Raw genomic sequence first — 22,986 nt, 5'->3', positions numbered from 1 at the left:
AATAGCCGAATATCGTCCCAGTCGAACATGAAACCCACTCCCCCAAGCGCGTCTGCATTCCCGCAGGACGGTTCTGCGACGGATGAGCTACTCGAAAACGGTCTGTCGCATGATCCTCGATGGTAGATCCTGGCGCCGCATGACGCGGCGGCAGGCATTACTTTAAGAGGATAACCATGCTTCGCACAACAATCCTGACCGCCCTCGCCATGGCAGCTCTCACCTTTCCGGTCGCGGCCGACTCGATCGAGACTGAAGAGGCGAAGATGATCGAGGCCTTCGCCCAGGCCCTCGGCGGCGAGGACGATGCCCTCGCGCCGCACCTCGCGGACTCCGCAGTCTACATGCCCTCCACCGGCGGCCGTTTCGAGGGCGCCGAGAGCATCGCAAGAAGCTTGTCGGACTTTCCGGATGTCGCGGATTTCACGGCCAAGATCGACGACAGGGTTCCGCTGGGCGAGGGTCACACGCTCTTCATCGGCACCTACAGTGTGACGCTGCCGCCCGAGATGGGTGGGGCCACGCTGCCGGGCGAATACGTGTTGGTCGCCGAGCACACGCCCGATGGAATGAAGCTCCTGCGCCACGTCGCCTTCCCTGCCCGCGGCGTGGAGCGCTGACCGATCTCGCGCGGTGCCGTGCCTGGCCACGGCGACGCGGATGCCAAGAAAGGAAACCATCATGACAACCGCCACACAGCACCGGATGCCAGTCAAGACGCGCGAGATGCACAACCATCATTTCGACAGCACTATCTGGAACGACCTCGTGTTCCGCGACGACGACATCGTCATCTCGACCTATGCCAAGTCCGGCACCACATGGATGCAGCAGATCGTCAGCCAGCTGATTTTCGAGGGTGCGGAGGCGCTGCCGGTGGCCGAGATGTCGCCCTGGCTCGATCTGCGGGTGCCGCCCAAGCAGGCCAAGCTGCCGGAGGTCGAGGCCCAGACGCACCGCCGGTTCCTCAAGACTCACCTGCCGGTCGACGCGCTCCGCATGTCGTCGAAGGCGAAATACATCTACATCGGCCGGGACGGGCGCGACGTGATGTGGTCGATGCACAACCACCATTCGACCGCTAATCAGGCCTGGTATGACGCGCTGAACAAGACCCCCGGCCTGGTCGGCCCCGAGATCGGGCCGCCGCACGAGGACCCCGTCGAGTATTTCCGCCACTGGCTGAAAAATGACGGCGCGCCGTTCTGGCCGTTCTGGGAGAATGTCCGGTCCTGGTGGGAGATCCGCGACCTGCCAAACGTGCTGATGGTGCACTTCGCCGATCTGAAGCGCGACTTCGAGGGCGAGCTGGAGCGCATCGCGGCGTTTCTCGAGATCCCCATCCCGGAAGATGGACGCGCGCGGATCATCGAGCACTGCTCCTTCGACTACATGAAGCGTAACGCGGCAGCCTCGGTCCCGCTCGGCGGTGCGTTCTGGGACGGCGGTGCGCAGAGCTTCATCCACAAGGGCACGAATGGGCGTTGGAAGGACCGGCTGCCGTCCGACCTATCAGACGCGTATGAGCAGCGTGCAGAGGAGGAGCTCGGGAAGGATGCGGCCGCGTGGCTGAAAGTGGGCCGGCAGGTGCGGTAGTGCATAAATCTTGCCATTGCGGTGCAGGCCAATCGGAGCGCCGTGAATGAGGTCAGCACCGCGTGGTATCTCAAGCGTGCTCTCGGTCCGCCTTGGACGACCGGTCGCTTCGCTAACGAGATGTCGCAGATCGGCCAACTCAGTCATTTGCTCATGCCGCAGTGAATGACTGCTTTCCGCCCGCCAAGCGGTGCCCCTCGTAGAGCGGGACGCGGAGAACATGCAGCCCCCTTTAGGGGCTGGTTGCCGTGCTATGGGGCAGTTGTCGGCATAGTGCCGGCGTCGTGGCGGACGGGGCGGATCGGAGGAACTGCCATGTCCACGCAAGATCTTCCCACCATTCGTGCATGTCGTCCGGCTTGGAACAAAGGACGCATCATTGGCCAGAAGCGTCCGCTTCTGCCGAGGCATGTCTGGGCGATCAGGGTTCGGCTTGAGATTGCTGACCAGGTCAGGGATCCCGCGCTCTTCAACACAGCGATCGACAGCAAGTTGCGCGGTTGCGATCTGGTGAAGCTGAAAGTCGCAGACGTCTACGCCGCCAGCCAAGTCAAGGAGCGCGCCTCGATCATCCAGAGCAAAACGCACAAGCCGGTCCGCTTCGAGATCACGGAGGGGACGCGGAAGTCTCTCGCAGCATGGCTCGCCAGTCCGATGATGGTCGGGTCGCAGTATCTGTGGCCGGGCCGCTGCCACGAACGCCTCCACATTTCGACACGCCAGTATGCGCGGCTCGTCCGCGACTGGGTGACCTCAATCGGGCTCGAGCCGAGCGCCTATGGAACCCATTCGATGCGCCGGACCAAGGTTGCGCAAATCTATCGAAAGGCGGGGGAGTCTGCGAGCGGTCCAGCTCTTGCTTGGGCACACCAACATGGACAGCACGGTGCGCTATCTCGGGGTCGATCTTGAAGACGCCCTCGCCATCGCCGAGGCGGTCGAGATCTGAACAGCAGGGCCGCCTATACGAAGGCGGCCCTTAGCAGACCTTTGTTCTGTGGATCCTGCTGCTTAGCTTGTTCGCCGAAGGAGATACTGAACCACTCACGCGGTATCAGTGGTATTGTGACCGGATGCACCGACCGCTCCTGCACAACACCGACGCGCGCCGCCTTTTCCTAGACCTGCACCTCCTGCTGCGCGCCGAACCCGGCCCGGGTCGTGGCAGGGATTTGGACGAAGTGCTGTACAGGCTCGGTTTCGTCCAGATCGACAGCGTCAACACGCTGGCCCGCGCGCATGACCTGATCCTGTGGTCACGGCGTGGGCAATACCGGCCCCGCGCGCTCGAGTCCCTCGTCGCGCGTCGCCGTTCCGCCTTCGAGCACTGGACACATGACGCGGCCGCGATCCCGATGGCGTTCTATCCGATGTGGCAAGCGAAGTTCGCCCGCGACGAGGCGCGCATGCAGGCGCGGTGGCCCGCGGCAGGGCGCCCCCGGTGGACGGACGAGCTCGACCGCGTGCTTCGGCATATCGCCGACAACGGCGCCGCCTGTTCTCTCGATGTCGCCAATGGCGAGGAGCGCAAGTCCACAGGCTGGTGGGACTGGCATCCCTCCAAGACAGCTCTCGAGTTCCTGTGGCGATCGGGCCGGCTCGCGGTTTGCCATCGTAAGGGCTTCCGGAAGTTCTACGACCTGACAGAGCGGGTCATACCCGAAGCGCAGCGCAACCACTGGATCGCCGATGCGGACATTGTCGACTGGGCGATGTCCGCAGCGCTCAACCGCCTCGGCTACGGCACAAGTGGGGAGCTCGCAGCCTTTTTCGAGATCGTGACACGGGACGAGGCGAGGGCCTGGTGCGACGCCGCCCTCGCGAGCGGACGCATCCTCGAGGTCGACATCGAGATGGCAGATGGATCTCGACGCCGCTGTTTCAGCACCGAAGCCCTTTTGGACCACGTGCGCAAGTTGCCCGGTCCGAGCGCGCGCGTCCGCCTCCTGTCGCCATTCGATCCAGTGTTGAGAGACCGCGGGCGTGCCGAGCGCCTGTTCGGCTTCCACTACCGCATCGAGATCTTCGTGCCCGAAGCCAAGCGACGGTATGGGTATTACATCTTCCCTGTGCTGCAGGGTGATCGACTAATCGGTCGGCTGGACGCCAAGCGCTCAGGCACGATGCTTGTGGTTCGCGCGTTCTGGCCCGAGATCGGCGTTCGGATGGGAAATGCGCGAACGACCGGATTGATGTCGGAACTCGAACGGGTCCGGCATTTGGCCGGAGCTGATACAATTGAGTATGCGAAGGACTGGTTGATCGATTCAGCCGATGGCTGAAAGGCGGTTCCGGCCCATAAGCGCCGTTCGGCAGCCTCAGGTGATCGTTCAAAAGGCGCCATTCGTTAAAGGCGCAGCATCGGTGCCAGCTGAGGTCCGCAATGCGGACCTTCCTGCCGTTTGCTGCGAGCGCCCAATTGACGCTGCACCTGAAGGCTGCCCTCAAATGAGGACACAAGTGGTCTTTCGCTTCACAGCGAACCCACGCCGAAGAGCAGGACGATGTCGATTCAGCACACGCATCGTGCAGTCGGCTCTCACAGCTTCGATAGCAGCTTCACGAGCTGCGCCGCGTCCTCGGGCGACAGCTTGTCTTCGATCTTCTCGGACAGCACCCGTGCATAGACAGGCCACATTGCCTGCCTGACGGCTTGCCCCTTATCGGAAATGCAGACGATTTGTCCGCGTCCGTCGTCGTCGCAGTCCCGGCGTTCGATCAGTTCCGCCTTTGCCATCCGGTCCAGCAGACGAGACGTGCCGTATTGTGGCAACAGAAGACGCTCCTTGAGTTCGAAGGGGCGCAGGCCGTCCGGACCGGCCTTCTCGATCTCCAACAGCGCATCATACCATGCCAGCGGTGGCAGCCCGGCATTCTTCAGCGCCGCCTCGACAGCCTCGAGGAGCGTTCGGCTCTTGGAGACGATGGTTACCCAAGCTGCCTGAATGACGGGATCCGGTGTGTTCACATTTGCAGTATGACATGTAGATGCATCTGCATCAAGATTGACATGAAAACTCAGTGAGGGCAATTTAGATGCAGGTGCATCTAAATGAGGACACCGTCATGTCACAGTCATATCTCACCGAACTCGCCGCCTTCGTTCTGCGCGTGGCTCTTGGGACTATGTTCTTGGCCCATAGCCTCATCGTGAAGCTGTTCGTCTTCAAGCTGCCGGGCACCGCCCAGTTCTTTCAGGCGCTCGGGCTGCCAGGCTGGCTTGCCTATGTGGTCTTTGCCATGGAGGTCGTCTCGGGCCTTCTTCTCATTCTCGGCGTCCAGACCAGATGGGTGGCCCTCGCGACCGTGCCGGTTCTTCTCGGCGCGACATGGGCGCATTCCGGCAATGGCTGGATGTTCGCCTACGAGAATGGCGGCTGGGAATATCCTGCCTACTTGGCGCTTCTCGCCGGCGTGCAGGGCTTGCTCGGCGACGGAGCCTTCGCGCTCAGCCGCTCCCTGTCCCCCAGCAAGATCGTCGGATGGAGCAAGAAGGAGGCGATGCAATGAAACATGTGATCTGCAATCTCGCCGAAGTCCCCGCAGAGGGCGAAGCGCGCGTGTTCCCGTTCTTCGGGCGGGAGGTTCAGGTCTGGCGGCGCGGAGATCGCATCCGCGCCGCCGCCAACACCTGCCTCCACCTCGGCGGCCCGCTCGAATGCAAGGACGGGGCGTTCGTCTGCCCCTGGCATGGGGCCCGGTTCGACATGGCCGATGGTCGGCACATGGATGGTCCGGCCCCGGCAAACGCGCGGCTCATGTTCCTACCCACGCGCATCGAAGGGGAGGAGCTTGTCTATGTATGGGAGGAGCCATCATGACCCTTCATCTCATCAGCCACGACCTCTGCCCATACGTGCAGCGGGCCGTGATATCCCTCGCCGAAAAAGGCGTCGACTTCGAGCGCAGCAATATCGACCTTGGCAACAAGCCGGACTGGTTTCGTGCCATCTCGCCCCTCGGAAAGACGCCGGTCCTGCTGGCCGACGGCGTGCCGATCTTCGAATCCGCCGTGATCCTCGAGTATCTTGAAGAGACGCAGCCCCACCCGCTGCATCCGGGCAGCCCGCTCGAGCGCGCGCGGCATCGGGCGTGGATGGAGTTCGGATCGGCCACGCTGAACGACATCGCGGGCTTCTACTCAGCATCGGACGAGCGAACATTCGCTGCCAAGACCGCCGGTCTTCGCCGCAAATTCGAATGGCTCGAAGGCGAACTGGGGACAGGCCCTTACTTCTCCGGGGACCTGTTCAGCCTCGTCGACGTGGTTTTCGGCCCGGTGTTTCGCTACTTCGACACGTTCGACCGGATCGCCGACTTCGGAGTTCTCGCGGAGCTTTCCAAGGTCGGAAGGTGGCGCCGAGCCTTGGCTGACAGGCCATCTGTCGTCCAGGCCGTCTCCAGCGACTATCCGCGCTTGCTAGAGAGGTTCATCGAGCGACGTGGGTCCAGATTGTCATGGATACTCGAAGAGAACACCGTCCAGCTCGGTGCCGGCACTTGGCAGGCCCGATAAGCCATAGGGCAGGATCTCGCAAACTGGTCCTGAGCGGACCCGCGCCGCGCTTGGCAGGAAAATCCGCTTAGGGCTCATCGGGGCAGGGCCCGTCATCAGAGCGTTCAAGAGTGGCGAGGCCGGAGTCCCTGCCTGCTTCAGGCCATCGATCTACTCCGCGACCATCAGGCGCGCACCGACCCACGGTAGAACAACGGTCTCCAGGCGGTCGCCGACTTTCTGGCGGTGATCGCCATCGTAGACGTCCAGAAGATGAGGGATGCGCTCGGCGCCGAGGCGTTGCGAGAGCTCGATCGTCCCGGGCGGGATATGCAGGAACTGATCGCCCAGACCGACATCGAGGCCAAATCCGCGCAGAGCGCGCAAGTCATCGCGCGCCGCGCGCAGCTGACGGGTCGGCAGGGAATCGAGATACCGATCATAGGCCGCATCATCGAGCACCACCTCACCCCGCACGATGTCGAACGGGAAATCTCCATGGACCGGTGGATCGCCAGCTTCTGAGCTGAAGGCCGACAGGATGCCAAGCAAGGCGATGGCGTAGAAATCCTGATCGGCCAGAAGCTTTTCGATATCCTCCGCCGTCTCGACGCGCGCCGCGCGCTTCCACGCGTCATTACCGAAGCCGAAATCATCGGTCGCGGCCAGGCAGCAGGGGCTCATCGACCAGACAACGGAGAAGGTGCCGGGGCGGTTGATCGCCAGATTGATGGCGCCGTAGCCCCCCATCGAATGGCCGACGACCGCGCGGCTGTCCGCGCTGGCCAACGTGCGAAACTCCGCATCGACATGACCAATGAGATCATCGGCAATGTAATCCGCCCAGTTCCCGCTGATCGGTGAATTGCGATAATAACCGCCGCCGTATTTGTTGCCGGCATTGGGCATGACAACCAAGGCCTCCGGCATCGCTTTCGCTGCCATCAGACGGTTCAGCCGCGCCGGCACTTCCTCGATATCAAGCCAGATGCCATAGTCGTCGAAGATGCCGTGCAGCAGGTAGATGACGGGATAGCGGCGGTCGGGATCGCTGTCGTAGCTCGGCGGCAGATAGATTGCGGCATCCTGCATTTCGGAGGTCCCGAGCAGGTTGCCTGCCAGTGCCGGAGCAGGCACCTCGATTTCGACGACCCGGCTGGTCGCGTCGGGTGACAATTGGGCGAGCGACAATCCCGGCACTCCGAAGACAAGCGTAGTTGCCAGAAGAAGAGCGAGATGCAGTTTCGGCACAATCGACGCCTCCGCAGATGCGCCACCCTACCGGAAACCGCTCGAAAGACCAAATTGTCGAGCGGAACGCCTGCATTGATAGCATCGACGTCCCGACATCTCGCTTCCGACAGGTTTTGTGCGCATCCGGCCCATTTGGACGTGGCGCGGCATATGGTTTTGGAGGCTCGAAGCGGACCACCTGCGCAACGGCTGGCGGGAAGGCCGGCCCAAGGTCGGTTGCGAGAGACACACCCATGCTGCGATTGCGATGACCTCTTCTGCCAACGCGGTTAGTTTGGGCTCGAACCAGACCTTCTCTGCGCATTGCATCGGGGTCGGTTGTGCGGACAGAACGGCCATCGGCAACTCTTTCACGAACGACCGCTATTTCGTGCAAGGAAAGGTCTTACTCCTCGCCGCGATCTGGTTCGGTTCGATCCTGATCGTATTTCTTCATGCCGGGAAACGGAGGCAGCCATGATTCCCTGCGGACGACCCAGCTTTCATAGCTGGGCGTCAACTGATCGGGTGCATCGAGGGCCCCGAGATGCACTTCGACTTCATCCCCACTGCGGGCGAAAACCGAAGAGCCGCAGCGAGGACAAAAATGGCGTCCGGCATAGTCTCGGGTCTCGCCCTGAATTTCCACCGCACCCTCTGGGAAAACGGCCGAAGCGTAGAACAGAGCGCCATGGTGCTTTCGACAGTCGAGGCAATGACAGATGCCGACCCTGTATGGACGTCCGAAAGCCGAGATTCGAATGTTGCCGCAGACGCAGCCACCCGTGAAGCGCTTCATGATCGTGCCGCCTTTCGGTCAAGCCGGTCGAATGTAACCGGAGACCTCGTGCCTCGTCCATCCGAGCGTCGGCACACGGAGGTTTGCCGAGAGGAACATTTCCGTCGATTTGGGCTCGATCCAGACCTTCGCAGCGTCGGTCGGAAAGGTCGGCTCAAGGCCGGAAGCGTTCTTAGGATTACTCATAATGGCAACCGAGGATATGTTGCTCGCTTGACCACGCCTTGTGCGCAGGGGCGCGTTCCTCCGCGCCGGTCTTCGGTTTGACCTAATTTCTCCGAGGCTGGACCGACTGTGTATGACGTATCTTCCAGACCAGTCGGAACGCAGGAAGTCGTCATAGTATGACAACTTTTCCAATCAGAAGAAGGGGAGAGCGCCAACAAATACCCCGCCGATGTCGTGAATATTGAAGCGATATCAGGGGGTTTTTGGCGGAGAGACAGGGATTCGAACCCTGGGAACCCTTGCAGGCTCAACGGTTTTCGAGACCGCCCCGTTCGACCACTCCGGCACCTCTCCGCGGTCTGAGGGGCGTTTAGCCAGTGGGGCGGGCAGGTGCAAGGCCCAATCGTCGAGAATGTCGCGAGAAACTGCGCGCCGTCGCGTCAGCGGCGTGGCGGCTGTTGGAAAGGGGAGGCGGAGCGCATATCAACGGTGCATGCATCCGGGAGAGCCAGCCATGCGGAATATCGCCCGCTCCATCGCCATTTTCACTCTTGGGGCATTGCCCGCCTTCGCGCCGCTGCCCGCAATGGCCGTGCCGGGACAGGGGATCGACCGGCTGGTCGATGCGCTTGCCCTCGACGAGATCGTCGCGGTGATGCGTGAGGAGGGGCTGACCTACGGCACCGAGCTAGGACGCGAACTTTTCCCCGATGGCACCGGCGCCTGGGGCCGGGAGGTGGCGCGCATCTACGATGCCGACGCGATGCGCGATGCATTGGCGGAGGGGCTTGAGGCGGGGCTGGTCGGAACGCAGCTGCCCACCGTGCTCGAATTCTTCGAGACCGGACCGGGCGCCCGTTTCGCCCGCCTCGAGGCCTCTGCGCGCCGTGCCATGCTGGCGCCCGATGTCGAGGCGGGGGCCGAGGAGGTCGCCGCGCTAGCGATGCGCGACGAAACCCCGCGCTTCGTCCTGGTCGATGCCTTCGTCGAGGCCAATGACCTGATCGAGGCCAACGTCGCCGGCGCGCTCAATGCCAATCTCGCGTTCTCTCGCGCCCTGCTCGACGGCGGCGCCTTCGGCGGCGCAGTGAGCGAGGCGGAAATTCTCGGCGATGTCTGGGCGCAGGAACCCCAGATCAGGCAAGACACCACCGAGTGGCTCTATGCCTTCCTCATGCTCGCCTACGCCCCCGCCACGGAGACGGAGATGCAGGAGTATGTCGCGTTTTCCAGAAGCCCCGCGGGACGGGACCTGAACCGGGCGCTCTTCGCCGCCTATGACGAGATGCTCACCGAGATTTCGCGCGATCTGGGCGCCAGCGCCGCCCGGCTGATGGCCGGGCAGGAAATCTGATCAGCCGCCCCAGAGCAGCAGCGAGGTGACGAGCGCCCCGGGATTGCTCTCGTAAAGCGCAAGGTCTCCCGAAAGCTGGAGCCGCCGCGCCGGACGGTCGCCGACGGGCACGCCTGCCGCGTCGAAGGCGCGCTCGAGCGACGGGCCGCCACCTGCTTCGATATCCGACAGCAGCGCCGGGAAATCGCCCTTCACCGCGATCTCCACCGCGCCTCGACGGGCGTTGTCCTGCGCCGAAACCGGCATGATCGTGGAACGCAGGCCAGGCAGTGCACCGGGTGCGCAGGCGGGCAGGGCGACGAGCAATATGAGAAAGAGCGGGCGCATGGCGGTCCTTTCGCGGGGGTTGACTTGGGATACCGCCTCGCCGATAAGCCCGCATCCCGGCAAGACCCCTTGTTGCGGGATGCGCGGTCATCCGCAAGGTGGACTGCGAATTTCAACGATCGCCCCGCATGGGGGCGCGCTGTCCGACGGTGGGGCCATGAGCCCTTGAACGCCCCGCATGGGGGACCCAAGTGACGCGGGATATGAAGGAACGACACATGTTTGCGGTTCTCAAGACCGGCGGCAAGCAGTACAAAGTGGCCTCGGGCGATGTGCTCCGGGTCGAAAAGCTGGCCGCTGAGGCGGGTGACACCGTCCAGTTCAACGACATTCTGATGATCGGCGACGCGATCGGCGCGCCCTTCGTCGCGGGTGCCGGCGTGCAGGCCGAGGTGATCGACCAGATCAAGGGCGAGAAGGTCATCCACTTCGTGCGCCGTCGCCGGAAGCACTCCTCCAAGCGCACCAAGGGCCACCGTCAGCAGCTGACGCTGATCCGCGTCACCGACCTGCTGGCCGAAGGCGCCGACAAGTCGGGCGTCAAGGCCGCGATCGGTGCCGGTTCGGCGCCGCGTTCGGCCGAGGCCGCCCCTGCCGCGAAGGCCCCGAAGGCCGCCGCGTCTGGCGACGACCTCAAGAAGCTGTCGGGTGTCGGCCCGGCGCTCGAGAAGAAGCTGAATGCCGCCGGCATCACCAGCTTCGCCCAAATCGCTGGCTGGTCGGAGGCGGACATCGCCCGCTACGACGAAGAGCTGGGCCTGAAGGGCAAGATCGAGAAAGAGGGCTGGGTCGCCCAGTCCCAGGACCTCAAGGCCTAAGGAGAGAGACACATGGCACACAAAAAAGCAGGCGGCTCCTCCCGCAACGGGCGCGACAGCGCCGGACGCCGCCTCGGCGTCAAGAAGTTCGGCGGCGAGACCGTGATCCCGGGCAACATCATCATGCGCCAGCGTGGCACGAAGATGTGGCCGGGTGCTGGCGTCGGCATGGGTCGCGACCACACCATCTTCGCGACCGAAGAGGGCCGCGTGACCTTCCACAAGGGTCTCAAGGGCCGCACCTTCATCTCGGTGCTCCCGGTTGCAGAGGCCGCGGAGTAACCGCCGGCCCTTCAGCTGAAGACCAAAGCGCGGGGGATCGGTGACAAGCCGATCCCCCGTTCGCATTGTGGACACAAGATTCGTCTATGAGGCGGAAAACGACCCGGCGCAGAACCGGGCGCAGAGCAGCAGGGAAGCGGAGGAGGCGGCCCATGAGAAGCAACGACATCAAGGTGAGCGACGGCCAGCCAGTGATCACGGCGGAGCGCTTCGTGCTACGGCCGCTGCGTCGCTCCGACGAGGGTCTGATCGCGCATTACGCCGCCGATCCCCGTGTTGCGCGTGGCACCCGCCGGATTCCGCACCCGCTGCCGCCGGGCACCGTGACGCAGCTGATCGAGCGGGCGCAGCGCCCCGACCGCACCGAGGATGTCTGGGTCATCGATGGCTCCGAGAACGCCTTGGCCGAGGTGCTGGGCCTCGTGACCCTGACCCGCATGGATCGCGACCAGTCCGAGGTGCATTACTGGGTCGCGCCCGCCTTCTGGAACACCGGCTTCGCCTCCGAGGCGCTGCGTGCGCTGATCGCCGCCAACCCGCATGGCTCGGCGCAGATCTTCGCCGAGGTGTTTCAGGACAACGCCGTCTCGGCGCGGGTCCTGACCAACTGCGGCTTCGAATATCTGGGCGACGCGGAAGCCTATTCCGTGGCCCGCGGCGCGACCGCGCCGACTTGGACCTATGCATTGAAGATCGAGTGATGACCCAAGAAATGAAGACCGAACGCCTCCGGCTCCGGCCGGTGCGCATGGAAGATGTCGAGGCGATCCACGCCACGCTGCAGGATATCGAGATCGCGCGCTGGCTCAGCCGGGTGCCCTATCCCTATGGCCGCGCCGATGCCGAATGGTTCGCGGGCGAGGTCGAGGCCGGTCGCATCCCGGCCTATGCCGTGATCGATGCCGAGGGCTTTGCCGGGGTGATCGCGATCGATCCGACGCTGGGCTACTGGTTCGCGCGCGACCGCTGGGGTCGGGGCTATGCGACCGAGGCCGGGCGCGCGCTGCTGGCGATGCATTTCGCGACCACCTCCGCCGAGGCGGTCGAGGCGGGTTACTACGACGACAACGCGGGGTCCGGCCGGGTGCTGGCCAAGCTGGGATTCGAGCGGGTGGGCCCGCAGATGCTGCCCTCGATGGTGCTCGGCCACGACGTGCCGGGACAGCGGACGCGGCTGACCCGTGCCCGCTGGGAGGCGCTGGCGGCGGCAGAGCGCCGCGCCGCGGCGTGATACAAGCGGGCGGCCACCGAATGGTAGCCGCCTGCACGCGCCCTTGAGAAGGGCGGCTTGATCGGCTACCTCAAGCGCCTATCCGCAAGAGGCGCCGACCCATGAAATTTCTCGATCTCGCAAAGGTCACCATCCGTTCAGGCTCGGGCGGTAATGGCTGTGTCTCGTTTCGCCGCGAGAAATTCATCGAATATGGCGGCCCCAATGGGGGCGATGGCGGCAATGGCGGCGACGTGATCGCCGAAGCGGTCGATGGGCTCAACACGCTGATCGATTTTCGCTACCAGCAGCACTTCTTCGCCCAGAACGGTCGTGCCGGTCAGGGCAGCCAGCGCACCGGCGCCGATGGCGATGACATTGTCCTGCGCGTGCCGGTTGGCACCGAGATCATCGACGAGGACGAGGAGACGGTGATCGCCGACCTCACAGAGGTCGGCCAGCGCGTGGTGCTGGCGCGCGGCGGAAATGGTGGCTGGGGCAACCTGCATTTCAAATCGGCGACGAACCAGAGCCCGCGCCGCGCGAATCCCGGCCAGCCGGGCGTCGAGCGGATGATCTGGCTCCGGCTCAAGCTGATCGCCGATGCCGGTCTTCTCGGCCTGCCCAATGCCGGCAAATCGACCTTCCTTGCCGCCACCTCCAATGCACGTCCCAAGATCGCGGATTACCCCTTCACCACGCTGGCGCCCAATCTCGGCGTCGTGGGGGTCGACAATGTCGAATTCGTCGTGGCCGACATCCCCGGCCTGATCGAGGGCGCCTCCGAAGGGCGGGGCTTGGGTGACATGTTTCTGGGCCATGTCGAGCGTTGCGCGGTGCTTCTTCATCTCGTCGACGGGACCTCCGGCGATCCGATGGTCGATTATCGTACCATCATCGGTGAACTCGAAGCCTATGGTGGGGGTTTGGCTGAAAAGCCGAGGATTACCGTCCTGAACAAGATCGACGCGCTGGATGAAGAAGAGCGGGCCTTTCTGGCCGATGAACTCGCCGCCGAAAGCGGCGGTGACGTGATGCTCATGTCCGGCGCTACCGGCGAAGGCGTGACCGAGGTTCTGCGCGCACTACGTGCTCGCATCGACGCGGACCGCCTGCGCCAAAAGGAAATACCGGAAGAGGAAGACAAGACATGGCAACCCTGACGGACGCCAAGCGGCTGGTCGTGAAGATCGGTTCGGCCTTGCTGGTGGACCGGGAGACCGGACAGCTCAAATCCGACTGGCTGCGCAGTTTGGCCGAAGACGTAGCCATGCTGCGCGACAACGGCACCGAGGTTACGCTGGTGTCGTCGGGCTCGATCGCGCTAGGCCGTCGGGTTCTGCACCTGCCCGAAGGCGAACTGCCGGTCGAGCAAAGCCAAGCCGCCGCCGCTGTCGGTTCGATCCGTCTGGCGCGCGCTTACGAGGACGTCTTTACCCCTCATGGCAAGATCACCGCGCAAGTTCTTGTCACTCTTGACGATTCCACGAACCGCCGGCGCTATCTCAACAGCCGGGCGACGCTGGATACGCTGCTGAGCCTCGGTGCGATCCCGATCGTGAACGAGAACGATACAATCGCCACCGACGAGATCCGCTATGGCGACAACGACCGTCTGGCGGCGCAGGTCGCGGTGACCGTGGGTGCCGACCAGTTGATCCTGCTGTCGGATGTCGACGGCTTCTACAACGGCAATCCCCACGTCGATCCGAACGCGAAACGGTTCGAGGAAGTGGAAGAGATCACCCCCGAGATCCAGGCGATGGCAGGTCTCGGTGTCTCCGGCCTTTCCAAGGGCGGCATGATCACCAAGCTGCTCGCCGCCAAGGTCGCCTCCGAGGCGGGCTGCGACATGGCAATCACTCTAGGTTCGCCTCTCAATCCGTTGAAACAGCTGATGAATGGCTGCAATTCAACTTGGTTCAAGGCGCAGACCGACCCGCATTCGGCGCGCAAGAACTGGATTTCCGCGATGAAACCCAAGGGCGAGATCCGTGTCGACGCCGGTGCCGCCAAGGCGCTGGCCGAAGGCAATTCGCTGTTGCCGGCCGGCGTCACCGGTGTCTCGGGCCGTTTCGGTCGCGGCGATCCGGTCGCGATCACCGGGCCGGACGGCATTCGTGTGGGCTTCGGCCTGACGCGATACACCGCCGAGGAGACACGCAAGCTGCGCGGTCATCAAAGCGACGAGATCGAGAAGGTGCTCGGCTACAAGGGCCGCGCCTCGCTCGTGCATCGCGACGACATGGTCGTCTGAAACCGCTCGCTTCGCCGAAACCGAAATCAGCTTCCGAAAGGAGCCCCGCATGACCGATCACACCGACATTCCCGCCCTGATGAAGGATATCGGCGAGCGTGCCCGCGCCGCTGCCGCCGAGCTGGCCTTCGCCAAGCCCGAGGCCAAGAAGGCCGCGCTCGAGGCCGCCGCCGAGGAAGTGCTGCGCCGTCGCGACGAGATCAAGGCCGCCAATGCCAAGGATCAGGAATTTGCGACCGAGAAGGGCATCAGCCCCGCGATGATGGACCGCCTCAAGCTCGACGACGACCGGATCCAGTCGATCGTCGACGGGCTGCGCGCCATCGCCGCCCAGGATGATCCGGTGGGCGCGGTGCTGACCGAGTGGGACATGCCGTCGGGCCTCAACATCCGCCGCGTGCGCACGCCCCTCGGCGTGGTCGGCGTGATCTATGAAAGCCGTCCCAACGTGACCGCCGATGCTGGTGCGCTCTGCCTGAAATCCGGCAATGCGGTGATCCTGCGCGGTGGCTCCGAAGGGCTCAATTCCTCCTCGATCCTGACGGAATGCCTGAAGACCGGGCTGGAGAAGGCCGGCCTACCGACTGACGCAATCCAGCTGGTGCCAACGCGCGATCGCGCCGCCGTGTCCGAGATGCTCAAGGCCACGGATTACATCGATGTCATCGTGCCGCGCGGCGGCAAGGGACTCGTCGGCCTCGTTCAGCGCGAGGCCCGCGTGCCCGTCTTTGCCCATCTCGAAGGCATCGTGCACATCTATGTCGACAAGGCGGCCGACCCCAAGAAGGCGCTTGAGGTCGTGCTCAACGCCAAGACGCGCCGGACCGGCATCTGCGGTGCGGCCGAATGCCTGCTGGTGCACGAGGATCTGAAGGACGGCCTCGGTCGCGAGATCGTCGCCGCGCTGGTCAAGGCAGGCGTCAACGTCCATGCCGCGCCGGAATTCCAATCGGTCGAAGGCACCACTCCCGCCACCGACGAGGACTGGGGGCGCGAGTATCTAGACATGGATATCGCCGCCAAGACGGTACGCGATGTAGACGGGGCAATCGAGCACATCCGTGCCTACAGCTCGAACCACACCGACGGCATCCTGACCGAAGACAAGGCTGCGGCCGAGCGCTTCTTCGAGCGGGTCGACAGTGCGATCCTCGTACATAACGCTTCGACCCAATTCGCCGATGGTGGCGAGTTCGGCATGGGGGCCGAGATCGGCATCGCTACCGGCAAGATGCATGCGCGCGGTCCCGTCGGGGCCGAGCAGCTGACCAGCTTCAAGTACCTCGTGGTCGGCGACGGCGCGGTCCGGAGCTGATCAGAGCCGGATCTCGATGCCGCGCTCGCCCGTCTCGATCGAGACCGGGCGGGCGCGCTCACGCAGTTCCGCTGCGGCGACGGCGAACTGCGCTTCGGCCGCACGGGCATCCGGGGCGATCATCCCGCGGCGCAAACGGTCCCAGGCTTCGGCTGCAATCTTTAGGCGCGGGCCATGCCCTTGGATGCGCAGCGCCTCCGGCTGCCCCGACACCGTGATCCGGCCGCCCTGCGGCAGCGCCGTCTCGATGCAGGCCGTCAATAGCAGGACCAGCTTCAAGGTGGCGCGCGGGATGTCTTCGACCACGTCCCAGTCATATCGAAGCCGCCCACCGCGCGAGACCGCGTCGAGCATCGACAGGATCTCGAGCCGTCCCACGACATGGGTGGGGGAACTGGCCCCGAAGGCGAGACGGAAGAACCGGATCCGCGCCATCGCGTTCTCCACGCTCTCCGAGATCAATGAAAGCTCCGGCCCGGGCGGCGCGGTCATCGCCAGCAGTTCCACCCCATTGCCGATGGCGCCCAGCGGGCTGATAAGGTCGTGGCAAATGCGCGAGGCGATCAGCGCGCCGAGATCCGGCTCGTCGGTCATGACTTCTCCCCCAGGTAGCAGGAGGCCTCGATGGCCGATTTGAACTCCATCATCACGCCCGGCATGATCGTGCGCCATCCCAACCGCCCGGAATGGGGAGAGGGACAGGTGCAGTCGAACATCGGCGGGCGCATCACCGTGAATTTCCGGGAGGAGGGCAAGGTGGTGCTCGATGGGTCAAAGGTTGCCCTCATACTGGTATCGGCGAGCGACTGAATTCAACCCAGAGTAGTGCATGCTGTGAATTGGTCAACCTAAGGATTCTGAACGATCGTTTTGTTGCCAAGCTCTCCCGTCGCGCCTAGAACCCGCCTGCAACCACCGTCCGGAGACCGACTGCATGGCGACCAAGCCGAGCCCGATCCGACGCCGATGATCGCTTCCTCTCCCATTTTGTCGGTACGGCTCGCCCGCGATGCGGCCGAGCGTGCCGAAGCCGAGCGCCTCCGCTACGAGGTGTTCGTGCGCGAGTTGGGCGGTGACGGTGACATGGTCGATCATGCCGCCGGTCGGGAACGCGACCGTTTCGATGCGGTGGCCGAGCAGCTCCTGCTGATCGATGAGGCCCGTCCCGAAGGCGCCCGCATCGTCGGCCTGTACCGGCTTCTCGACGATGCGGGGGCGGCTCGCATGGGGCAGTTCTACACCGAGGACGAGTTCGATCTCGATCCGCTCAAGGCCTCGGGGCGACGGCTTCTGGAGCTGGGGCGCTCCTGCCTGCATCGCGATTATCGCGGTGGTACGGCGATGTTCCGGCTCTGGCAGGGGCTGGCGGCCCATATCGAGGCCCGCGGCATCGAGATCCTGTTCGGTACGGCCTCGTTTCGCGGCGCGGACCCCATGATGCATGCCGCGCCGCTTTCGCTGCTCGGATGCGACCACCTCGCAGCGCCGGAACTGCGGGTTACGAGCCGTCAGCCGGAGCATGCCGAGATGCCTGCTCTGCCGGAGCTCGACCGGGCTGCCGCGATGCGGGCGATGCCGCCACTGATCAAGGCCTACCTCAGGCTCGGCGGCCGGGTCGGGCAGGGGGTCTATGCCGACCGGGCCTTCAACACGACGGATGTCTGCATGATTCTCGACATGGACACGGCGCATGCCGGTCAGCGGGCGCGCTACGGGGTGCGCGGATGAACGACACGCCTCAGCGGCTGACCTGGCACGGCGCCGAACCGACGCCATGGGACGGACCGGATTTGCGCGGTTGGTTGCGGGTGGCGTGGCGCGGGCCCATGCTGGTCCTGGCCATGCTTGGCGCGCTGATCATCCTGCTGGTGCTGCGCCCGCTCGAGCGACGGATCTGGGGGCTGGAGCGCCCGCTTACCTCGCGCATCACCCGCGCCGCCTGCCGCGCGGGCCTTGCGATCCTTGGGCCGCGCCTCCGTGTCACGGGCGAACCGATGGCCGGGCACGGCGCGATGGTCGCCAATCATTCCTCGTGGCTCGACATCTTCGCGCTGAACGCCCGGGCCTCGGTCTATTTCGTGTCCAAGGCCGAAGTCGCGGACTGGCCCGGTATCGGCTGGCTGGCGCGGGCGACGGGCACGGTGTTCATCCGCCGCGACCGGCGCGAGGCCACGGCGCAGGTGCGGCTGCTGCGCGAACGCCTGGCGCATGGCCATAGGCTGGTGTTCTTCCCGGAGGGTACCTCGACCGATGGGCGAAGGGTGCTGCCGTTCAAGCCGACGCTCTTCGCGGCCTTCCTGTCGCCGGACCAGCCGGATCTGGAGATCCAGCCGGTGAGCCTCGTCTACCGCGCGCCGGAGACGGCGGAATCGCGCTTCTATGGCTGGTGGGGGGACATGGATTTCGGGCCGCACATGTTGCGGATGCTGTCGACGCGGCGGCACGGGGTAATCGAGGTGGTCTACCACCCGGCGCTGCGCGTTGCCGATCACCCGGATCGCAAGGCGCTGGCGCGGACCCTGGAGGCACAGGTGCGCGCCGGGCTCGATGCCGCCGGCGCGCTGGGCCGGTCTCAGCCGGCCATCGCCGAGGCGTAGCGGCGCAGCGCTTCGGCCGCATCCTCCTCGCGCCAGATCTCCTCGCCGATACCGAAGAAATCGGCATGCTGCGCTAGCCGGCGCACCAGTTCGGGGTCGAGCGCCCCTTCGGCCACCACCGGCACTTCGATCATCATCGACCACCATTCGAACAGCTCGGCCTCGGCCTGCGGCGTGGTGCCGAGATCGGTCGCACCGGTCGGGCCGAACGAGACGTAGTCGGCGCCAAGCTCGCCCGCCGTCATGCCGTCATGGCGGGAATTGCCGCAAAAGGCGCCGACGATCGCGTCCTCGCCAAGCTCCTTGCGGGTGGCGCGCACCGAGCGGGCACCGTCGGTCAGGTGCACCCCGTCGAGCCCGAGCCGGGTGACGAGCCGGGCATGGCTGTCGATCACCAGGGCGACGTCGCGGGCGATCGTGACCTCGCGCAGCGCGTCGGCGGCGCGGGATATCCGGTCCTCGTCGCGCGTCGCGAGCCCGAGCCGCACGCAGGCGACGGGCGTCGCGTCGAGGCAGGCGGCGAGCCGGTCGGGAAACTCCGACAGTTCAAATTCGGGCGGGGTGACGAGATAGATCTGCGGCGCGTCGTCTTGGTCGCTCATGAGGGCCTCCTGCACTTCGAGGCCGCCCTATATCCGGCTTCGCGACGCTTGGCTACTTCGCAGGCAGATCCTCGGCATGCGCCAGAGCCAAGGCCAGCAGCGTGCCGCGCGCCTCTTCGTCGGCCATGGTCTCGTCGCTGGCCGAAACCATACCGCCCATGGGTTTGCCGGTGAATTCCATCGGCCCGGTGCCGGGTATTTCCATGGCCTCGGCCTGGCGGTCCTTGCCCACCCGGAACATGGCGCCGTGCGAGGTCACCCCGCACAGCATGTTGCCGAATAGCATGAATGCCAGCCCGCCGAACATCTCCTGTTCTGATATTCCGGGCCGCCCGTCGAGATCGTCGCGCAGCAGTTCCGCCAGTCCTTGGTCATACGCCATGGGTCCACTCCTTGTCTCGGCCGTCCCCCGAGGCTACACCGCGCGGTATCCCTCGCACAGACCGGACCGCCATGACCGAGCATTCGCCGCAACCCGCTTTCGTCCTGATCCGCCCGCAGATGGGCGAGAACATCGGCGCGGCCGCCCGCGCGATGTGGAATTTCGGCCTCGACCGAATGCGCGTCGTGGCGCCGCGCGACGGTTGGCCTCAGGAACGCGCGGTGGCGCTGGCCTCGGGCGCCGGCCGGCTGCTCGACGAGGCGATGCTGGCGGGCGACACGGCCGAGGCGGTGTCCGACTGCACCTTCGTCTATGCCACCACCGCGCGGCCACGCGGCCTCACCAAGGAGGTGATGACGCCGGAGGCCGCGATGCGCGACGCCGCCGAACGGATCGCCCAAGGCCAGAAGGTCGCGGTGATGTTCGGACCCGAGCGGGCAGGCATGGAAAACGACGACATCGCTCGCGCCAATGCCATTGTCTCGGTGCCGGTGAACCCCGAATTCGCTTCGCTCAACCTCGGGCAATGCGTGCTGCTGCTGGCTTATGAGTGGCGCCGCGCCAGCAGCGAGACCGCCGATCGACGGATCGAGATGGCAGGGGCCGAATGGGCGCAGGCGCACGAGGTCGAGAAGCTGGCCGAGCATTACGAGGAGCGCCTCGACGAGGCCGGGTTCTTCTTTCCCGCGCACAAGGCCGCACATATGAAGCAGACCATGCGCAACCTGTGGAGCCGAATGCCGCTGACCCGATCGGACGTGCAGACGCTGCACGGGGTGATGCGACAGATGGTCCGCTGGAAGGAGCGCGGCTGAGGGCGTAGCCCTCCTGCGTTCCAAGCCGTTGACGGGGCGGGTGTTGCCGCCCGAAGGGCGCGCGCCTAGGCTGCGCGCCGATCAGACCGGAGGCATCCACATGGCGAAACAGGCGGACAAACGGCCCCGCTCCATCTTCGAGGAGGTCGGCACGACCCGCAAATCAGTCGCCACCCCCGGCGGCATCGACCGGGGCCGCGCCGATGCGCGCCGTGGGCTGCGGATCTGGCTCGGCCTGCTGTTCGCGCTGGTCGTTTGCATCGTCTTCGTCGGCGGCATGACGCGGCTCACCGACAGCGGGCTGTCGATCACCGAATGGGCCCCGGTCTCCGGCGCGATCCCTCCGCTCTCGGCCGAGGATTGGGAGGTCGAGTTCGCCAATTACCAGGCCAGCCCGCAATACGAGCTGATGAACCAGGGCATGACGCTGGCCGAGTTCAAGCCGATCTTCTGGTGGGAATGGGGGCACAGGCAGCTCGGTCGGACCATCGGCCTCGTCTGGGCGCTGGGCTTCGCCGGTTTCCTTCTGACGCGCCGGGTTCCGGCCGGCTGGTCGAGCCGCTTTCTCGGCCTGGGCGTGCTGATCGGCCTGCAGGGCGCGGTCGGCTGGTGGATGGTCCATAGCGGGCTGCAGGACGGCATGATCAGCGTCGCCTCGTACCGCCTTGCCACCCATCTCGGCCTCGCCTTCGCGATCCTCGGGCTGATCACCTGGTACATGCTCAAGCTCGGGCGTCGCGAAGTCGACCTGCTGCAGGCGCGCCGCTCGGCCGAGCGCAAGGTCTGGGGCGGCATGACCGGGCTGATGCATCTGGGCTTCGTGCAGATCATCCTCGGCGCGCTGGTGGCCGGGATCGACGCCGGACGGGCCTTTCCCACATGGCCGCTGATGGGCGACAGCTTCTTTCCGCCTGATCCGTTCCAGCTCGAGCCGCTATGGCGCAACTTCTTCGAGGATGCGGGTCTGGTGCAGTTCATCCACCGCATGGCGGGCTACCTGCTGCTGATCCTCGGGGTCGTCGTGTGGTTCCGCGGCAGCCGCTCGCCGCACCGCGCGACCCGCTTCGCGGTCAACGCCGTGCTGGCGATGCTGGTGGTGCAGATGGTGCTCGGCATCGTGACCGCGCTCTACAGCGCGCCGCTGCACGCCGCGATCACCCACCAGCTCGGTGCGGTGCTGCTGTGGGTGCTGATCCTGCGCGCCCGTTTCCTTGCTCGCTATCCCCGTGTCCAGTCGCTTAGGAAGATCCGCAAATGACCGCTTACGACGATCTGATGGCGCATGCGCGCGAGACCGAGGCGCTGGCGCAGGTCGCGGGACGACTCGGCTGGGACCAGGAGACGGTGATGCCGCGCGGCGCCGCTGCCCAGCGCGGCGAGGAGAGCGCGGCGATGGAGGGCGTATTGCACGCCCGCCGCACCGATCCGCGCATCGGCGAATGGCTGGAGGCGGCGGAGGCCACCGACAAGGTTGCCGCGGCCAATCTCCGCGAGATCCGCCGCGCCTTTGAGCGTTCCAACAAGGTGCCCGCCAAGCTCGCCGCCGAGATCGCCCGCGTCACCTCCGTCGCGCAGGGCATATGGGCGCAGGCCCGCGCCGACGAGGATGTCGCGGCCTTCCTGCCGACCCTGCAGCGCGTCGTGGCGCTCCGGCAGGAAGAGGGGCAGGCGCTGGCGCAGGGCGGCGACGTCTACGACGCGTTGCTCGATGACTACGAGCCGGGCGCAAAGGCGACCGAGCTCGACGCGATGTTCGGCGCGCTGCGCCCGCGCCTCGTCGCGCTGCGCGCGGCGATCCTCGACCGGCCGCAGCCCGCGCCGTTGTCGGGCAACTTCGACGAGGCGGCGCAGCTCGCCCTGTCGCGCGAGCTGGCCGGGGTCTTCGGCTACGACTTCGCGCGCGGGCGCATCGACAAGGCGGTGCATCCCTTCTGCTCGGGCTCTGGCAACGACGTGCGGGTCACCACTCGCACCGATCCGGCCGATCCGTTCAACTGCCTCTATTCAACGATCCACGAGGTGGGTCACGCCAGCTACGAGCAGAATGTCGAGCCCGACTACCTGTTGACGCCGATCGGACGCGGCGTGTCGATGGGCGTGCATGAGAGCCAGAGCCGGATCTACGAGAACCAGCTGGCCCGTTCGCCGGCCTTCGCGGACTGGCTGCTGGGACGCATGCGCGACAGCTTCGGCGATATCGGCATCGACGACCCGATGGAGTTCGCCCGCGCCCTCAACCGCGTCTCGAACGGCTATATCCGCACCGAGGCGGACGAGGTGCAGTACAATCTGCATGTGCTGATGCGCTTCGATCTCGAGCGGGCGCTGATGTCCGGCGACCTCGCGATGGACGATCTCGAGGCGGCTTGGAACGACCGCTTCGCTGCCGATTTCGGTTTTGCCGTCGACAAGCCCTCCAACGGTTGCCTGCAGGACGTGCATTGGTCGGTGGGGCTGATGGGGTACTTTCCGACCTACAGTCTTGGCAATGTTTATGCGGGCTGCCTGCACGCCGCGCTGCGGGCCGACCGTCCGGAGCTCGACGCGGAGCTGGCGCGCGGCGACCTGTCCGGTGCCACGACATGGCTGCGCGATAAGGTGCAGCGCCACGGGGCGCTGATGTCGCCACGCGAGACGATCCAGGTGGCCTGCGGTGCCGCGCCCTCCGAAGCGCCGCTGCTCGACTATCTCGAAACCAAGTTCGGCGCGCTCTACGATCTCTGATCTGCCAGCCGC

The 22,986-nt window shown here is 65.2% G+C and carries 27 protein-coding genes, 1 tRNA gene and 1 pseudogene; 21 read left to right on the top strand and 8 right to left on the bottom strand.

Features of this window, described 5'->3' with window-relative positions:
* Positions 1 to 176: 176 nt before the first annotated feature.
* The 4 genes and pseudogenes from LOS8367_RS11770 (at position 177) to LOS8367_RS11755 (ending at position 3,878) form a co-directional block, all read left to right on the top strand.
* Positions 177 to 620, top strand: a complete 444-nt coding sequence (locus LOS8367_RS11770; protein WP_085896710.1) for a Cif family virulence factor — start codon at positions 177 to 179, stop codon at positions 618 to 620.
* Between the two features lie 61 nt (positions 621 to 681).
* The gene (locus LOS8367_RS11765) at positions 682 to 1,596 is read left to right on the top strand and encodes a sulfotransferase domain-containing protein (RefSeq protein WP_085896709.1); all 915 of its coding nucleotides are present in this window, start codon (positions 682 to 684) and stop codon (positions 1,594 to 1,596) included.
* A 315-nt stretch (positions 1,597 to 1,911) separates the two neighbouring features.
* A pseudogene (locus LOS8367_RS11760) lies at positions 1,912 to 2,545 on the top strand (tyrosine-type recombinase/integrase).
* A gap of 124 nt (positions 2,546 to 2,669) precedes the next feature.
* Entirely contained in the window at positions 2,670 to 3,878 is a 1,209-nt protein-coding gene (locus LOS8367_RS11755; RefSeq protein WP_085896708.1) for a winged helix-turn-helix domain-containing protein, read from the top strand.
* A 257-nt stretch (positions 3,879 to 4,135) separates the two neighbouring features.
* Here the strand turns inward: LOS8367_RS11755 and LOS8367_RS11750 are convergent, their stop codons facing one another.
* The gene (locus LOS8367_RS11750; RefSeq protein WP_242665574.1) at positions 4,136 to 4,564 is read right to left on the bottom strand and encodes a MarR family winged helix-turn-helix transcriptional regulator; all 429 of its coding nucleotides are present in this window, start codon (positions 4,562 to 4,564) and stop codon (positions 4,136 to 4,138) included.
* 98 nt (positions 4,565 to 4,662) lie between these two features.
* On the opposite strand from LOS8367_RS11750, the gene LOS8367_RS11745 reads away from it, so the two are divergent.
* Genes LOS8367_RS11745 through LOS8367_RS11735 form a run of 3 tightly spaced genes read left to right on the top strand, consistent with a single transcriptional unit; the run spans position 4,663 to position 6,112 of the window.
* The gene (locus LOS8367_RS11745; protein ID WP_085896721.1) at positions 4,663 to 5,106 is read left to right on the top strand and encodes a DoxX family protein; all 444 of its coding nucleotides are present in this window, start codon (positions 4,663 to 4,665) and stop codon (positions 5,104 to 5,106) included.
* On the top strand, positions 5,103 to 5,417 hold the full coding sequence (locus LOS8367_RS11740) for a Rieske (2Fe-2S) protein (protein ID WP_085896707.1): 315 nt from the start codon (positions 5,103 to 5,105) through the stop codon (positions 5,415 to 5,417). Before LOS8367_RS11745 ends, LOS8367_RS11740 begins: the two co-directional genes overlap by 4 nt.
* Positions 5,414 to 6,112 (top strand): glutathione S-transferase family protein, encoded by a 699-nt coding sequence (locus LOS8367_RS11735; RefSeq protein ID WP_085896706.1) that lies wholly within the window; start codon positions 5,414 to 5,416, stop codon positions 6,110 to 6,112. The genes LOS8367_RS11740 and LOS8367_RS11735 overlap by 4 nt, the downstream gene beginning before the upstream one ends.
* A gap of 150 nt (positions 6,113 to 6,262) precedes the next feature.
* Here LOS8367_RS11735 and LOS8367_RS11730 read toward each other — a convergent pair whose 3' ends face one another.
* From LOS8367_RS11730 to LOS8367_RS11720, 3 genes are all read right to left on the bottom strand, one after another.
* Positions 6,263 to 7,342, bottom strand: a complete 1,080-nt coding sequence (locus LOS8367_RS11730) for an alpha/beta hydrolase (RefSeq protein WP_133056321.1) — start codon at positions 7,340 to 7,342, stop codon at positions 6,263 to 6,265.
* Between the two features lie 388 nt (positions 7,343 to 7,730).
* Entirely contained in the window at positions 7,731 to 8,123 is a 393-nt protein-coding gene (locus LOS8367_RS11725) for a GFA family protein (protein ID WP_085896704.1), read from the bottom strand.
* Between the two features lie 432 nt (positions 8,124 to 8,555).
* Positions 8,556 to 8,645, bottom strand: a tRNA-Ser gene (locus LOS8367_RS11720).
* 160 nt (positions 8,646 to 8,805) lie between these two features.
* Here LOS8367_RS11720 and LOS8367_RS11715 point away from each other — a divergent pair.
* Positions 8,806 to 9,645, top strand: coding sequence for a hypothetical protein (locus LOS8367_RS11715; RefSeq protein ID WP_085896703.1), 840 nt, complete (start codon positions 8,806 to 8,808; stop codon positions 9,643 to 9,645).
* On the opposite strand, the gene LOS8367_RS11710 is transcribed toward LOS8367_RS11715, so the two are convergent.
* Complete coding sequence (locus tag LOS8367_RS11710; protein WP_085896702.1) at positions 9,646 to 9,972, bottom strand: hypothetical protein; 327 nt, start codon at positions 9,970 to 9,972, stop codon at positions 9,646 to 9,648.
* A gap of 218 nt (positions 9,973 to 10,190) precedes the next feature.
* Between LOS8367_RS11710 and LOS8367_RS11705 the strand changes: the two genes are divergently transcribed.
* The 7 genes from LOS8367_RS11705 (at position 10,191) to LOS8367_RS11675 (ending at position 15,854) form a co-directional block, all read left to right on the top strand.
* The gene (locus LOS8367_RS11705; protein ID WP_085896701.1) at positions 10,191 to 10,790 is read left to right on the top strand and encodes a 50S ribosomal protein L21; all 600 of its coding nucleotides are present in this window, start codon (positions 10,191 to 10,193) and stop codon (positions 10,788 to 10,790) included.
* Between the two features lie 12 nt (positions 10,791 to 10,802).
* Positions 10,803 to 11,072 (top strand): 50S ribosomal protein L27, encoded by a 270-nt coding sequence (gene rpmA, locus LOS8367_RS11700; RefSeq protein ID WP_085896700.1) that lies wholly within the window; start codon positions 10,803 to 10,805, stop codon positions 11,070 to 11,072.
* A 152-nt stretch (positions 11,073 to 11,224) separates the two neighbouring features.
* Positions 11,225 to 11,773 (top strand): GNAT family N-acetyltransferase, encoded by a 549-nt coding sequence (locus LOS8367_RS11695; protein WP_085896699.1) that lies wholly within the window; start codon positions 11,225 to 11,227, stop codon positions 11,771 to 11,773.
* Between the two features lie 11 nt (positions 11,774 to 11,784).
* Positions 11,785 to 12,303, top strand: coding sequence for a GNAT family N-acetyltransferase (locus LOS8367_RS11690; RefSeq protein WP_165761457.1), 519 nt, complete (start codon positions 11,785 to 11,787; stop codon positions 12,301 to 12,303).
* Positions 12,304 to 12,404: 101 nt separating this feature from the next.
* Positions 12,405 to 13,445, top strand: coding sequence for a GTPase ObgE (obgE, locus tag LOS8367_RS11685; protein ID WP_085896697.1), 1,041 nt, complete (start codon positions 12,405 to 12,407; stop codon positions 13,443 to 13,445).
* On the top strand, positions 13,433 to 14,539 hold the full coding sequence (gene proB / locus LOS8367_RS11680; RefSeq protein WP_085896696.1) for a glutamate 5-kinase: 1,107 nt from the start codon (positions 13,433 to 13,435) through the stop codon (positions 14,537 to 14,539). The genes obgE and proB overlap by 13 nt, the downstream gene beginning before the upstream one ends.
* A gap of 49 nt (positions 14,540 to 14,588) precedes the next feature.
* Positions 14,589 to 15,854: a glutamate-5-semialdehyde dehydrogenase gene (locus LOS8367_RS11675; protein ID WP_085896695.1), complete on the top strand. Its 1,266-nt coding sequence runs from the start codon at positions 14,589 to 14,591 to the stop codon at positions 15,852 to 15,854.
* On the opposite strand, the gene LOS8367_RS11670 is transcribed toward LOS8367_RS11675, so the two are convergent.
* On the bottom strand, positions 15,855 to 16,448 hold the full coding sequence (locus LOS8367_RS11670) for a histidine phosphotransferase family protein (RefSeq protein ID WP_085896694.1): 594 nt from the start codon (positions 16,446 to 16,448) through the stop codon (positions 15,855 to 15,857).
* A 30-nt stretch (positions 16,449 to 16,478) separates the two neighbouring features.
* Between LOS8367_RS11670 and LOS8367_RS11665 the strand changes: the two genes are divergently transcribed.
* The 3 genes from LOS8367_RS11665 (at position 16,479) to olsA (ending at position 18,451) form a co-directional block, all read left to right on the top strand.
* On the top strand, positions 16,479 to 16,664 hold the full coding sequence (locus tag LOS8367_RS11665; RefSeq protein WP_085896693.1) for a DUF3553 domain-containing protein: 186 nt from the start codon (positions 16,479 to 16,481) through the stop codon (positions 16,662 to 16,664).
* A 156-nt stretch (positions 16,665 to 16,820) separates the two neighbouring features.
* Positions 16,821 to 17,582, top strand: a complete 762-nt coding sequence (locus tag LOS8367_RS11660; protein WP_085896692.1) for a GNAT family N-acetyltransferase — start codon at positions 16,821 to 16,823, stop codon at positions 17,580 to 17,582.
* Positions 17,579 to 18,451 (top strand): lyso-ornithine lipid O-acyltransferase, encoded by an 873-nt coding sequence (gene olsA / locus LOS8367_RS11655; RefSeq protein ID WP_085896691.1) that lies wholly within the window; start codon positions 17,579 to 17,581, stop codon positions 18,449 to 18,451. The genes LOS8367_RS11660 and olsA overlap by 4 nt, the downstream gene beginning before the upstream one ends.
* Here olsA and LOS8367_RS11650 read toward each other — a convergent pair.
* Together LOS8367_RS11650 and LOS8367_RS11645 are read right to left on the bottom strand one after the other, a co-directional pair.
* Complete coding sequence (locus LOS8367_RS11650; RefSeq protein WP_085896690.1) at positions 18,427 to 19,053, bottom strand: thiamine phosphate synthase; 627 nt, start codon at positions 19,051 to 19,053, stop codon at positions 18,427 to 18,429. The genes olsA and LOS8367_RS11650 overlap by 25 nt on opposite strands.
* 52 nt (positions 19,054 to 19,105) lie before the next feature.
* Complete coding sequence (locus LOS8367_RS11645) at positions 19,106 to 19,435, bottom strand: TfoX/Sxy family protein (protein ID WP_085896689.1); 330 nt, start codon at positions 19,433 to 19,435, stop codon at positions 19,106 to 19,108.
* Between the two features lie 71 nt (positions 19,436 to 19,506).
* On the opposite strand from LOS8367_RS11645, the gene LOS8367_RS11640 reads away from it, so the two are divergent.
* From LOS8367_RS11640 to LOS8367_RS11630, 3 genes are all read left to right on the top strand, one after another.
* Positions 19,507 to 20,250 (top strand): RNA methyltransferase, encoded by a 744-nt coding sequence (locus tag LOS8367_RS11640; RefSeq protein ID WP_085896688.1) that lies wholly within the window; start codon positions 19,507 to 19,509, stop codon positions 20,248 to 20,250.
* Between the two features lie 100 nt (positions 20,251 to 20,350).
* Positions 20,351 to 21,508: a heme A synthase gene (ctaA, locus tag LOS8367_RS11635; RefSeq protein ID WP_085896687.1), complete on the top strand. Its 1,158-nt coding sequence runs from the start codon at positions 20,351 to 20,353 to the stop codon at positions 21,506 to 21,508.
* Positions 21,505 to 22,974 carry a carboxypeptidase M32 gene (locus tag LOS8367_RS11630; protein WP_085896686.1) on the top strand — a complete coding sequence of 490 codons (1,470 nt, stop codon included), beginning with the start codon at positions 21,505 to 21,507 and terminating at the stop codon, positions 22,972 to 22,974. Before ctaA ends, LOS8367_RS11630 begins: the two co-directional genes overlap by 4 nt.
* Positions 22,975 to 22,986: the final 12 nt, after the last annotated feature.

This window comes from Limimaricola soesokkakensis (assembly GCF_900172345.1).
GTDB lineage: Bacteria > Pseudomonadota > Alphaproteobacteria > Rhodobacterales > Rhodobacteraceae > Limimaricola > Limimaricola soesokkakensis.
This window is presented reverse-complemented; position numbering and strand designations above follow the sequence as displayed.

Bases quoted from the DNA above. Each gene is read 5' to 3' on its own strand.
- obgE (WP_085896697.1), top strand. From the start codon at position 12,405: ATGAAATTTCTCGATCTCGCAAAGGTCACCATCCGTTCAGGCTCGGGC.
- LOS8367_RS11675 (WP_085896695.1), top strand. From the start codon at position 14,589: ATGACCGATCACACCGACATTCCCGCCCTGATGAAGGATATCGGCGAG.
- LOS8367_RS11735 (WP_085896706.1), top strand. From the start codon at position 5,414: ATGACCCTTCATCTCATCAGCCACGACCTCTGCCCATACGTGCAGCGG.
- rpmA (WP_085896700.1), top strand. From the start codon at position 10,803: ATGGCACACAAAAAAGCAGGCGGCTCCTCCCGCAACGGGCGCGACAGC.
- LOS8367_RS11755 (WP_085896708.1), top strand. From the start codon at position 2,670: ATGCACCGACCGCTCCTGCACAACACCGACGCGCGCCGCCTTTTCCTA.
- LOS8367_RS11705 (WP_085896701.1), top strand. From the start codon at position 10,191: ATGTTTGCGGTTCTCAAGACCGGCGGCAAGCAGTACAAAGTGGCCTCG.
- ctaA (WP_085896687.1), top strand. From the start codon at position 20,351: ATGGCGAAACAGGCGGACAAACGGCCCCGCTCCATCTTCGAGGAGGTC.
- LOS8367_RS11690 (WP_165761457.1), top strand. From the start codon at position 11,785: ATGAAGACCGAACGCCTCCGGCTCCGGCCGGTGCGCATGGAAGATGTC.
- LOS8367_RS11740 (WP_085896707.1), top strand. From the start codon at position 5,103: ATGAAACATGTGATCTGCAATCTCGCCGAAGTCCCCGCAGAGGGCGAA.
- LOS8367_RS11670 (WP_085896694.1), bottom strand. From the start codon at position 16,448: ATGACCGACGAGCCGGATCTCGGCGCGCTGATCGCCTCGCGCATTTGC.
- LOS8367_RS11640 (WP_085896688.1), top strand. From the start codon at position 19,507: ATGACCGAGCATTCGCCGCAACCCGCTTTCGTCCTGATCCGCCCGCAG.
- LOS8367_RS11660 (WP_085896692.1), top strand. From the start codon at position 16,821: ATGATCGCTTCCTCTCCCATTTTGTCGGTACGGCTCGCCCGCGATGCG.
- LOS8367_RS11715 (WP_085896703.1), top strand. From the start codon at position 8,806: ATGCGGAATATCGCCCGCTCCATCGCCATTTTCACTCTTGGGGCATTG.
- LOS8367_RS11645 (WP_085896689.1), bottom strand. From the start codon at position 19,435: ATGGCGTATGACCAAGGACTGGCGGAACTGCTGCGCGACGATCTCGAC.
- LOS8367_RS11745 (WP_085896721.1), top strand. From the start codon at position 4,663: ATGTCACAGTCATATCTCACCGAACTCGCCGCCTTCGTTCTGCGCGTG.
- LOS8367_RS11725 (WP_085896704.1), bottom strand. From the start codon at position 8,123: ATGAAGCGCTTCACGGGTGGCTGCGTCTGCGGCAACATTCGAATCTCG.
- LOS8367_RS11665 (WP_085896693.1), top strand. From the start codon at position 16,479: ATGGCCGATTTGAACTCCATCATCACGCCCGGCATGATCGTGCGCCAT.
- LOS8367_RS11650 (WP_085896690.1), bottom strand. From the start codon at position 19,053: ATGAGCGACCAAGACGACGCGCCGCAGATCTATCTCGTCACCCCGCCC.
- LOS8367_RS11770 (WP_085896710.1), top strand. From the start codon at position 177: ATGCTTCGCACAACAATCCTGACCGCCCTCGCCATGGCAGCTCTCACC.
- LOS8367_RS11710 (WP_085896702.1), bottom strand. From the start codon at position 9,972: ATGCGCCCGCTCTTTCTCATATTGCTCGTCGCCCTGCCCGCCTGCGCA.
- LOS8367_RS11630 (WP_085896686.1), top strand. From the start codon at position 21,505: ATGACCGCTTACGACGATCTGATGGCGCATGCGCGCGAGACCGAGGCG.
- LOS8367_RS11695 (WP_085896699.1), top strand. From the start codon at position 11,225: ATGAGAAGCAACGACATCAAGGTGAGCGACGGCCAGCCAGTGATCACG.
- LOS8367_RS11765 (WP_085896709.1), top strand. From the start codon at position 682: ATGACAACCGCCACACAGCACCGGATGCCAGTCAAGACGCGCGAGATG.
- proB (WP_085896696.1), top strand. From the start codon at position 13,433: ATGGCAACCCTGACGGACGCCAAGCGGCTGGTCGTGAAGATCGGTTCG.
- olsA (WP_085896691.1), top strand. From the start codon at position 17,579: ATGAACGACACGCCTCAGCGGCTGACCTGGCACGGCGCCGAACCGACG.